Origin of the sequence: Micromonospora inositola (assembly GCF_900090285.1) — a bacterium.
Classification (GTDB): domain Bacteria; phylum Actinomycetota; class Actinomycetes; order Mycobacteriales; family Micromonosporaceae; genus Micromonospora; species Micromonospora inositola.
Genome location: NZ_LT607754.1, coordinates 4,465,146 through 4,475,051, shown reverse-complemented (window position 1 = coordinate 4,475,051; position 9,906 = coordinate 4,465,146). Strand labels below are relative to the sequence as shown.

General features: G+C 74.4%; 11 protein-coding genes. 7 read left to right on the top strand and 4 right to left on the bottom strand.

Annotated features, from left to right (window positions below; translation table 11 throughout):
* Nucleotides 1-19 precede the first annotated feature (19 nt).
* The 3 genes from GA0070613_RS21320 to GA0070613_RS21310 all read left to right on the top strand — a co-directional run bounded on the left by GA0070613_RS21320 (nt 20) and on the right by GA0070613_RS21310 (nt 2,314).
* Nucleotides 20-820 (top strand): AfsR/SARP family transcriptional regulator, encoded by an 801-nt coding sequence (locus GA0070613_RS21320; RefSeq protein ID WP_408630960.1) that lies wholly within the window; start codon nt 20-22, stop codon nt 818-820.
* An 80-nt stretch (nt 821-900) separates the two neighbouring features.
* Nucleotides 901-1,248 (top strand): TcmI family type II polyketide cyclase, encoded by a 348-nt coding sequence (locus tag GA0070613_RS21315; protein ID WP_089013905.1) that lies wholly within the window; start codon nt 901-903, stop codon nt 1,246-1,248.
* A 217-nt stretch (nt 1,249-1,465) separates the two neighbouring features.
* Nucleotides 1,466-2,314, top strand: a complete 849-nt coding sequence (locus GA0070613_RS21310) for a hypothetical protein (protein ID WP_089013904.1) — start codon at nt 1,466-1,468, stop codon at nt 2,312-2,314.
* Between the two features lie 51 nt (nt 2,315-2,365).
* On the opposite strand, the gene GA0070613_RS21305 is transcribed toward GA0070613_RS21310, so the two are convergent.
* Nucleotides 2,366-3,280 (bottom strand): aminoglycoside phosphotransferase family protein, encoded by a 915-nt coding sequence (locus GA0070613_RS21305; protein WP_089013903.1) that lies wholly within the window; start codon nt 3,278-3,280, stop codon nt 2,366-2,368.
* A 181-nt stretch (nt 3,281-3,461) separates the two neighbouring features.
* Between GA0070613_RS21305 and GA0070613_RS21300 the strand changes: the two genes are divergently transcribed.
* The 3 genes from GA0070613_RS21300 to GA0070613_RS21290 all read left to right on the top strand — a co-directional run bounded on the left by GA0070613_RS21300 (nt 3,462) and on the right by GA0070613_RS21290 (nt 5,486).
* Entirely contained in the window at nt 3,462-4,667 is a 1,206-nt protein-coding gene (locus GA0070613_RS21300) for a low temperature requirement protein A (protein WP_089013902.1), read from the top strand.
* A 124-nt stretch (nt 4,668-4,791) separates the two neighbouring features.
* Entirely contained in the window at nt 4,792-4,998 is a 207-nt protein-coding gene (locus GA0070613_RS21295) for a hypothetical protein (RefSeq protein WP_073836253.1), read from the top strand.
* Nucleotides 4,999-5,162: 164 nt separating this feature from the next.
* Nucleotides 5,163-5,486: an LLM class oxidoreductase gene (locus tag GA0070613_RS21290; protein WP_231929349.1), complete on the top strand. Its 324-nt coding sequence runs from the start codon at nt 5,163-5,165 to the stop codon at nt 5,484-5,486.
* Nucleotides 5,487-5,515: 29 nt separating this feature from the next.
* On the opposite strand, the gene GA0070613_RS21285 is transcribed toward GA0070613_RS21290, so the two are convergent.
* The 3 genes from GA0070613_RS21285 to GA0070613_RS21275 form a co-directional block, all read right to left on the bottom strand.
* Nucleotides 5,516-7,600 carry an APC family permease gene (locus tag GA0070613_RS21285; protein WP_231929347.1) on the bottom strand — a complete coding sequence of 695 codons (2,085 nt, stop codon included), beginning with the start codon at nt 7,598-7,600 and terminating at the stop codon, nt 5,516-5,518.
* A gap of 124 nt (nt 7,601-7,724) precedes the next feature.
* The gene (locus GA0070613_RS21280) at nt 7,725-8,171 is read right to left on the bottom strand and encodes a hypothetical protein (RefSeq protein ID WP_089013901.1); all 447 of its coding nucleotides are present in this window, start codon (nt 8,169-8,171) and stop codon (nt 7,725-7,727) included.
* A 174-nt stretch (nt 8,172-8,345) separates the two neighbouring features.
* Nucleotides 8,346-9,209 (bottom strand): alpha/beta hydrolase family protein, encoded by an 864-nt coding sequence (locus GA0070613_RS21275; protein ID WP_089013900.1) that lies wholly within the window; start codon nt 9,207-9,209, stop codon nt 8,346-8,348.
* Nucleotides 9,210-9,333: 124 nt separating this feature from the next.
* Between GA0070613_RS21275 and GA0070613_RS21270 the strand changes: the two genes are divergently transcribed.
* Entirely contained in the window at nt 9,334-9,882 is a 549-nt protein-coding gene (locus GA0070613_RS21270) for a CGNR zinc finger domain-containing protein (protein ID WP_089013899.1), read from the top strand.
* Nucleotides 9,883-9,906 lie beyond the last annotated feature (24 nt).

Sequence of the window (9,906 nt, the reverse complement as noted above, 5' to 3'; positions counted from 1 at the left end):
CCGGGGCGGGGGTGCGCCTGTGACCGGTCATTCCACAATGCCGACGGCCGGCGCCGAGCGCGCGCCGCGGGTGTCGTTGCAGCTGCTCGGCGGTTTCCGGCTGCTGCACGACGACGTGCCGGTGATCGTGCCGCGGGGACTGCAACGGGTCATCGCGCTGATCGGCCTGCGGCCCGCCGCGACCCGCAGCCACCTGGCCGGACTGCTCTGGCCGGAGACGTCCGAGGAGCGGGCGCTGTCGTCGCTGCGTACCGCGCTGTGGCGGCTGCGCCAGGACCCGTGCTGTCCGCTGCTGACCGACGGGGACACCGTCCGGCTCGACCCGACCGTCCACCTTGACACCGACGAGCTGGTCGGACTCGCGGCCCGGGTCCGCGACGGGGAGGTTCCGGACGCCGTCGGCGGCGCCGGCCGCCACGACCTGCTCCCCGGCTGGTACGACGACTGGGTCCTGCTGGAACGCGAACGGCTCCGCCAGCTCCGGCTGCACATGCTCGAACAGCTCGCCGGCAACCATCTCGCGGCGGGCCGGCACGGCGAGGCGCTGGAGGCGGCGCTGGAGGCGATGGCCGCCGAGCCGCTCCGCGAGACGCCGCACCGCCTGGTCGTCCGGATCCACCTGGCGGAGGGGAACGCCTTCGAGGCGGTGCACGCCTTCTACGTCTACCGCGAGCTGCTCCTGCGGGAGCTGCGCCTGGAGCCGTCCCCGGCCATGTGCGCGCTGCTCGACGACACCCTCGCCCCGATCCGGCACGCCAGCCGCCCGGCCCCGCCCCGCCCCCGCGTCACCGGCCGGTCTCCCCGCGTGACGGAGAGGTGACAGCGGCCGGGCATGGTGGCCGACACGGTGTCCGACGTCCGCGGACTGGATCAGGGGCACCACCGGCGAGAGGGGTCCCGATGAGCCGTCTGTTGATCGTAAGCCGCATCGTCCCGGGAGCGGAAGGACGAGTCGCGCAGATCTTCGCCGAGTCCGACGCGACGGAACTGCCCGCCCTCACCGGTGTCCGGCACCGGTCGCTGTACTGCCTGCACGACCTGTGCGTACACCTGATGGAGACGGTGGACGTCGACCCGGACGCGGTGGCCGGGATGCGCGACCACCCGCTCTACCGGCAGACCAACGAGCGACTCTCCGCGCACACGTCGCCGTACCTGCCGACCTGGGGCTCCCCCCGGGACGCCATCGCCGGCTGCTTCTACACCTGGGACGCAGCCGACGCGGCGGCGTCCGGCCCGATGCGCTGATAACGCCGTCCCGCACCAGCACGGCACCGCGGTCCGGGACGCCCCCTCCGCCGGTCCGACGGGCACACGCTCGGTCATCCCGTCACCACCCGCCGGCACGGCGCGTCCCAGCAGGGACGCAAGCCGGCGACCTCTCTGTCCTCCACGACGTACGTGTGCGAAGCTGCCCCCGGTTTTCTCGAGACTGTCGTTCACGTACATAAGAGGGAGGTTTGCCGTGCCGTCGACTTTCGGGCAATGGCTGATCCTGATCCTGGCCCTGCTGGTGGGCTTCGCGGGCGGGTGGGTGTGGCGCGGCCGCCAGGCGGCCGCCGGCCCGACGGCGCCCATCGTGGAGGGTGACCCGGTGGCCGGAGCCGCCGAGGTCAGCGCCCCGACCACCGCCACCGTCCACCACGAGCGGCCGACCGCCGTCGTGGACGAGGTTCCCCCGCCCGCCGCGGTCACCGAGGAGCCGGCCCCGGCCGAGTACGACGCTCCCCCGGCCACCGCCACCCTGGCCGCCAACGCCACCACCCTGCCGGCGGCCGACGCCGACACTGGGCGGGCGGACCACACCGAGGCCGCGCCGGCCGAGGCGGAGGTGGGACCCGTCGCGGACGCCGAGCCGGCCGCCCCGGCCGAGCAGCCGACGCCGGAGGCCGAGGAGGCCACCACGCCGGTCGTCGTCCCCGCCCCCCGGGCCGCTGCGGAGGACGGCTTCACGTCGGACGCCGCGACCAGCCCGACCCAGCCGGAGACGGTCCCCGCCGCTACCACCCCCACCGAGCCGCAGACGGTCGCCGCCGTGGCGACGAACGGCAGCGGCCCGGCGCAGACCGCGGACGACTTCCGGCGGATCCAGGGCATCGGGCCGAAGCTGGCCGCCGCCCTCCAGGCCGCCGGGATCCGCACGTACGGCCAGCTCGGCGACCTGGACGAGGCGGCGCTGCGGGAGACCATCCGCGCCGCCGGCCTGCGCGCCGCGCCCAGCCTGGCCACCTGGCCGCAGCAGGCCAGGGTGCTGGCCGGCGCCGGCACCGAGGCCGACCGGGTGCTCCCGGCGGGAGCCGGCGAGGACGCCTGAGTCCCATACCCGGGCCGGTGGTGACGATGCGATCGTCGCCACCGCCCGGGGTCACCGGGCGACGGACTCCGCGTACTCGGTGAGCACCGCGTCGAGCATGTGGCGGGCCTCCGGCGCGCGCACCGGGTCCGGGTTGTCGAGCATGATCAGGGCCTTCCACAGCACCCAGCCCCGCCCCCGTGCCCACGTCCCGCCGTCGACGTCGAGCGCGGCGCGGAACGCCGACCGGCTCGCGCCGGACAGCAGCGTCCAGGCGACCGCCAGGTCGCAGGCCGGGTCGCCCATCCCGCAGCAGCCGAAGTCGATGACGGCCGCCAGCCGGCCCTCCCGCACCAGCAGGTTGCCCCACGCGACGTCACCGTGGAACCAGACCTGCGCACCGGACCAGGTGGAGCGCAGGGCCGTCGCCCAGATCTCCGTGACCGTACCGACCGGGATCCGGTCGCCGAGCGCCTCGACCGCCCGCCGGGTCTCCGCGTCGTACGTCGTCAGCGACGCACCCCGGAAGCAGCTGTGCGCCCCGGCCGGCGGGCCGCCCGCGGGCTCGGGCCGGTGCAGGGCGGCCAGGAAGCCGGCGAGCGTGCGGGCGAAGGCGGTCAGGTCAGCGATCCGGTCGGCGCGCGCGGTCTCCCCGTCGATCCACCGGTGGACCGACCAGGGGAACGGATAGCCCTCGCCGGGCTCACCCCGGGCCAGCGGCGTCGGCACGGCCAGCGGCAGCCGCGGCGCGAGGACCGGCAGCCAGCGGTGCTCCTTGTCGACCTGCGGCACGTACCCCGCGGCGCTGGGCAGCCGCACGGTCATCGCGTCGCCCAGGTGGAAGGTGCGGTTGTCCCAGCCACCGACCGCGACCGGTCGGACCGGAAGGTCGACCCAACGCGGGAACTGCGTGGCGACCAGCCGGCGCACCAGCGCCACGTCGATCGGCGGGACCCGGGGTGGCGGGGTGTCATCCTGCGGCGTCATCCCGGCCAGCGTTCGCCGGCGCGTGCCCCCTCGCAATTGGATTCCGGCGGCGACGGTCCCTGGGCCGAGCCGGACCGAACCGGACCGATAGCCCGAAACCGGACACACTTCCCAGCGGTCGTGGCTACCGTCGGTGAGGACCACGGCCCGCCGCGCCGATCCCGCACCGCAGGAGCAGCCCGTGCCCTTCGCCTCGCCGGAGCAGCCCGCGAAGCGGGACCGGCCTCCGGTGCGCGACCCGGAGTCACCCCGCCGGGTGACCCTGCTGGAGCTCTTCTTCGACCTGGTCTACGTGGTCGCGCTGGCGCTCGTCTCGCGCGGCATGGTCGTCGATCTCAACTGGGAACGCGCCCTGCAGGCCCTGCTCATCCTGATGGCGCTCTGGTGGACCTGGGCGATCACCACGCTGGTCACCGACATGTACGACCCCGAGCGCACCGAGATCAAGCTGTTGATCGCGGCGGTGATGTTCGGGGCGCTGCTGATGACCACCGCCATCCCGGAGGCGTTCGCCAGCCGAGGGCTGGTCTTCGCCGCGACGTACGTGGCGATCCATCTCGGTCGTGGCCTGTTCCTGATCCCGACGGTCCGGCACCACCGGCAGACCCAGCGCCGGGCGGCCCGGATCTTCACCTGGTTCGCAGTCTCCGCCGTGCCGTGGATCGCGGGTGGGTTCGTCCACGGCCACGCCCGGGAGGCGCTGTGGGCGCTGGCGCTCGCCCTCGACTACGTCGGCTTCCGGCTCATGTACCCGGTGCCTGGCCTCGGCGTGGTGCCGGAGGCCCAGCGCAACGTCACGGCTGAACATCTGTCCGAGCGGTACCAGCAGTTCTTCATCATCGCGCTGGGCGACGCCATCCTGACCACCGGCACGATGTTCAGCATCTACCACTCAGAGGCGGAGAGCATCGGCGCCTTCACGGTCGCCTTCGTCACGACCCTGCTGCTGTGGCGGATCTACGTGCACAAGTCCGGGGAGCTGCTGCCGCACGCCATCTCCAGCTCGAAGCAGCCGAGCCGGTTCCTGAACACCGCCCCGTACACCCACCTGCTGATCGTGGCCGGGGTGGTGACCACCGCGGCCGGTTTCGACCTGGTGCTGCACGAGCCGACCGGGCACACGCCGCCGGCCTGGGTGGCGGTGATCCTGGGCGGGCCGGCGCTCTTCCTGGTCGGCCGGTCCTTCTTCGAGTACGAGGTGTTCAGCCGGGTTTCGCTGTCCCGCCCCGGCGGGCTGCTGGCGCTGCTCACCATCGCCCCGTTCGTGCTCTTCCTGCCCCCGTTGGTCGCCGCGACCGGGGCCATGCTGGTGCTCGCCGGGGTGGCGATCGCCGACTACCGGCGCAGCCGGGGCCGGCCGCCGGAGAGCCCGCACCCGCCGCACTGAGCTGAATCTCCCGAGCATGGTCGTAAACGGCCGTCCGCCCGGTCCCCGCCTCCGTTAGCCGAAAGCGCGGATTGGGTACAGGGGTGGCACCTCGAAATCCACCACACACCCCTGGAGGCAACCCATGCGCGGCACCTCGATACTCGGCGTCCTGGTCGTGATCTGGCTGATCATCGGCGCGATCGCGGCCGGTCAGCGCGGCTACTACAGCAACGACGACAAGAACTGCGCGGAGGCGGGCACCATCCTGGTCACGATCGTGGCCGGCCCGCTGAACTACATCGGCGCCAACCCCAAGGTGGACTGCACGCTCCCCGAGCCGTCCAAGTAACCTCCCGCTGCCCCGGCCCGCGCCCGCTCCCCCGAGGCGCGGGCCGCTCTGTGCGCCGGCCCGGTCGGGTCACCACCCGTAGTGCGTCCTAGGAGGCTGGGTCTCTGGCTTCGGTCGTCGACCACTACCGGGAGGCCGGCGGGCGGGGCCCGCGCTACGCGGAGGTGCCGATCGCCTGGGCGACCGACGAGGAGCAGGCGGTCCGCGCGGCCCGGGAGACCAGCCGCTGGGCGATCACCGGGTGGAAGGTGATGAGCGAGCTGCCCAACCCGGTCAACTTCGACGCGGCCACCTCCTGGGTGGAGGACCACCACGTCCGCCAGCAGTTCTCGGTCGGCCCGGACCCGGAGGTCCACGTCGCCAAGGCGCGCGCCTACGTCGAGGCGGGCTACGACCACATCGTCATGCAGAACGCCGGCCCCGACCCGGACGGCTTTCTCGACTTCTTCGCCGGCGACCTCAACGCCCGGCTGCGCGCGCTCGGTTGAGCGGCGGACCCGGCGGCGCGGCGCGGGCCTCAGCCGCCGACGTGGATGCCGGGGCGGCGGGTGGGGTCGGGCTCGGACTTGCGGATGATCTCCCGGACCACCGGCGGGGTGTCGCCGCGACCGAGGATCAGGTAACGCAGCAGGTGCGCGATCGGGTTCCCCTCGGACCACTCGAAGTGGGCGTGCGGGCGGACCCCGGTGCCGTCGCGCAGCGCGAGCAGGATCGCCGCGATCGCGTTCGGCACGGCCGGACTGCCGGCCCGCAGCACCCGGTACCCGTCGACCTCCACCCCGTGCACCCGCAGCACCTGGCTGAACTCGGACGGGTCGACCACGTCGATCTCCAGGAAGAGGATGTCGGCGGCGCCGGGCACCGGGTTTATCGCGCGCTGCGCCTTCTCCTTGGCCCGGTACTCCTTCACCGTGCCGCTCTGCCGCTTGTTCGCGATGAGGTGCAGCCGGCCGTCGTGGGCCAGCGAGTCGGCGATGAACCGCCGGGCCGCCTCGTCGAACTCGATCCGCTCGGCCCGCAGCTCGGTGGTCCGGGTGACCCGGGAGATCAGTGAGACGGCGATGAACAGGCCGGAGATGGCGATGCCGTCCGGCTTCTCGATCACGTTCTCGGTCAGGGCGTAGAGCAGCACCATTGTCAGCACCGTGAAGCCGGCCCCGGCGAACGGGTGCCGCGACCGGTACGCGGCGATGGTCACCGCGATCGCGCCGGAGACCATCATCGCCAGGATCCCGGTCGCGTATGCGCCGGCCTGGGCGTTGACGTCGGCCCGGAAGGCGACGGTGATGGCGATGCTGATCAGCGTGTAGACGATGACCACCGGCCGGACCGCGCGGGCCCACTCCGGCGCCATGCCGTAGGACGGCAGGTATCGCGGCACGATGTTGATCAGGCCGGCCATCGCCGAGGCGCCGGCGAACCACAGGATCAGCACGCTGCTGATGTCGTAGACCGTGCCGAACGCCTCGCCCAGGTGCTCGTGGGCCAGGAACGCCAGCGCCCGTCCGTTGGCCGCCCCGCCGGGCTGGAACTCCTTCGCGGGGATCAGCACGGTGGTGACGAAGGTGGTGGCGATCAGGTACACCGACATGATCAGCGCGGCGGTGGTGAGCAGCTTGCGGGTGTTCCGGATCCGGGCCTCCAGCCGCTGCCGCGGGTCGGCGCCCTCGCCCTGGACCAGCGGCATCATGCTGACCCCGGTCTCGAACCCGGAGAGCCCCAGCACCAGCAGCGGGAACGCCAGCACCGCCGGCCCGAGCAGGTCGCCGACGCCGGCGCCCCGGGCGGTGAGGGCCTCGGTCCACCCGGTCAGCACCGCCGGGTCGGCGGCCACCTCGGCCAGCCCGGCGACCACGATCACCGCGTTCAGCCCGAGGAAGACCGCCACCAGCGGGATGGCGACCTGCACCGCCTCGCTGAAGCCCATCAGGAACACGCCGCCGAGGATCAGCAGCAGCACCACCGTCACCGCGACCGCCGCCCCGGTCCCGTGCGGGAAGGACGCCGGCAGGATCGGGTTCTCCAGCAGGTGCACGCTGGCGTCGGCGGCGGACAGGGTGATCGTGATGATCCACGAGGTGGCCACGAAGCCGAGCAGCACCAGCACGAAGAGCTTGCCCCGCCAGAACGGCAGCAGCCGCTCCAGCATGGCCACCGAGCCCTGCCCGTGCGGACTCTCCCGGGCCACCCGCCGGTACATCGGCAGCATCCCGAGCAGGGTCAGCGCCACGATCAGCAGGGTGGCCAGCGGGGAGAGCGCCCCGGCCGCCAACGCGGCGATGCCGGGCAGGTAGGAGAGGGTGGAGAAGTAGTCCACGCCGGTCAGGCACATCACCTGCCACCAGGGGTGCGCCTTCGACTCCGGCTCCCGGGCCTCCGGGCCGACCGGCTGCACCCGGTGCTGGAACAGCCACCGGCCCAGTCGGCTGGCCGGCTCGGCCGGCCGGACGGGGGTGTCCACGCACTCCGGGACGGCCAGCCCGCCCCGACCGTTGCGCCCGCCGTGCTCCGGGTCGCCGGCCGCGCGCAGCGCCCGCCCCGGAGCGGACTGCGCCTGCCCTCGCCCACGCCGGGGCTGCGCCCCGTCCCGCCCATCCGACATGTGCACCCCTTCAAGCCCTGGCCCGACCGTAGGCGGTACCCACGGCGGCACCTGTCGGAACGCGACAAGCCGGGAGATCATCAGGGCGCGGGGATCGTACCGCCGGGGGCGGCGTCCCGCCCGATCAGCCCGGGGCCGGGGCGCGCAGGGCGCGGACCAGCTCGTCCGGATCGGTGACGGTCACCGTGAGCCCGGGGTGGCGCAGCCAGCGGCCGGGCAACAGGGCCGGTACCGGGGTGGCGAAGTGGACACAGACGCCCGCCGCGGTGCTGGTGCCGAAGGTCACCCCGCGGTCGACCTGCGAGATGTGCGGCCCGATCACCCGCCACCACCGGTACGGCCCGGCGCGCTCGGCCCCGGTGATGTTGCTCCGGGCGGTCCGCAGCCGCCACGGGCCGAACCGCACCGTCAGCGCGTCGGCGTCCAGCTCGACCACGGTCGCCGCCGGCCGGACCCCGAGCAGCGCCAGCGGCAGCCGGAACACCGGGTCGAAACGGAATCCGTACCGGCGGGGGGTTCCGCCGGTCGTCGGGTGGGCCGGCACGGGCCGGTCCGGTTCGCTGGTCGTCATGCGCCGGGCGTACCCGGTGCTGGCGGGGCGACACCCGTCCAGCCCGCACCGGCCGGCCGCCGCGCTCCCCGCGATCGCGGACCGGCCGACACCCCCCGGGCCGGCCGGTCCGCTCCCCCCGCGAACCCCGGACCGGCCGGCACCCCCCGGGCCGGCCGGTCCCGCACTTCCGGCTCAGCCGGCCAGCGCGAGGCGGTCGGCGAGCCAGGCGACCCGGTCGTCGCGGACCCGCGTACCGCCCAGGTCGTGCTCCTCGCCGGGGTAGAGCGACACCCGGGCCTCGGGCGCGGCGGCGGCGAAGGCCGCCCGGGTGGCCGGCCCGACGAACCGGTCCTCGGCCGCGAACTGGAGGTACGCCCCGGCGCCCAGCCGCCCCACCACGTCCACCGGGTCGAGCCCGGCGAAGACCGCCCGGTAGGCGGCCCGCTCCCCTGCCGGCAGCTGCAGCCAGTAGAGGTCGAACCAGTTGGCCCAGGTGGCGTCCGGCGCGAGCAGCACCGCGGTCCGGACGCCCGGCTCCCGGGCGGCGAGGTCGGCGGCGTACATGGCGCCGTAGTCGTGTCCGACCACCGCGGTGCGGGCCGGGTCCACGCCGGGCTCGGCGAGCAGCCGGCGCCAGGCCTGTCCGACGGCGTCGAGCTGGGCGCTCACCGCGGCCCGGTCCCGGGCGTCGCCGACCGGGTCGGCGGCCCACGGGAAGCTCAGCTGGGGCAGCACCGAGACCACCCCGCGCCCCGCGAGGGCGGTCGCCTCGGCCAGGAACTCGGTGCGGTCCTGGTTGGCTCGCCCCGGCTCGAACCAGTGCAGGGCCAGCACGCCGGCGAGCCGGTCCGGCCGGCCGGGGTGCGCCGGCCGGACCAGGTACGCCCGGACGGCCGGCTGCCCCGGCACCGGGATCTCGATGTCCCGGACCAGGACCGCGTCCCGGCGGGTCGACGCGGGGCCGGCGGGCACCTCGGCGCGTGCCCCGCCCGCGCCGGCGAGCGCGCCGGTCACCAGGAGCAGTGCCGTGGACAGCAGTGCGGGCAGACGTCGCACGAGCCACCTCCATCAGTTTCTAAGGCTGTTTTATAACTGATGACGCTAGGATGACGGAGGGCGATCGGTCAAGGGCGGAAGGACGGCGGGACGTGTCGACAACCGGACTGCGGGACGGGCGGCGATGAGCGCCGTGCCGCCCCTGGAGCCCGCGCTGCGGCTGGCCGTCGCGCTGCTGCACAGCTACTGGGTGCTCCAGGATCCGGTCGACCAACTCACCATCACCCGGCTCCACGCCGCCGGCCGCGAGCTGGGGCTGGCCGAGGTCACCGGAACCCTCACCGAGGCCGACCTGCCCCGGCTGCGGGAGCTGCGCGAGGGGCTCTACCGGGTCTTCGCCGCGCCCGACCCGGCCGCCCGGATCGCCACCCTCAACGAGGTGCTGGCCGAGGTCAGCGACGGCACGGCGGTCGAGACGGCGCCCGACGGCACGCTGCGGCTGACGCCGCTGCCGCACGCCTGCCCGGTCGGACCGTTCGCCGCCGAGGTCACCGGGGCGCTCGCCCGGGCCGCGGTGGCCGGTGGCACCGACCGGTTCGGGGTCTGCGCGGCCGATCCGTGCCGGGCCCCCTACCTCGACCGGACCCGGGCCGGACGGCAACGCTTCTGCTGCGAGCTGTGCAACAACCGGGCCGCCGCGGCGGCGTACCGGAGCCGGACCCGACGGTCCTGACCCGCACCAGGCGTCGGCACGACG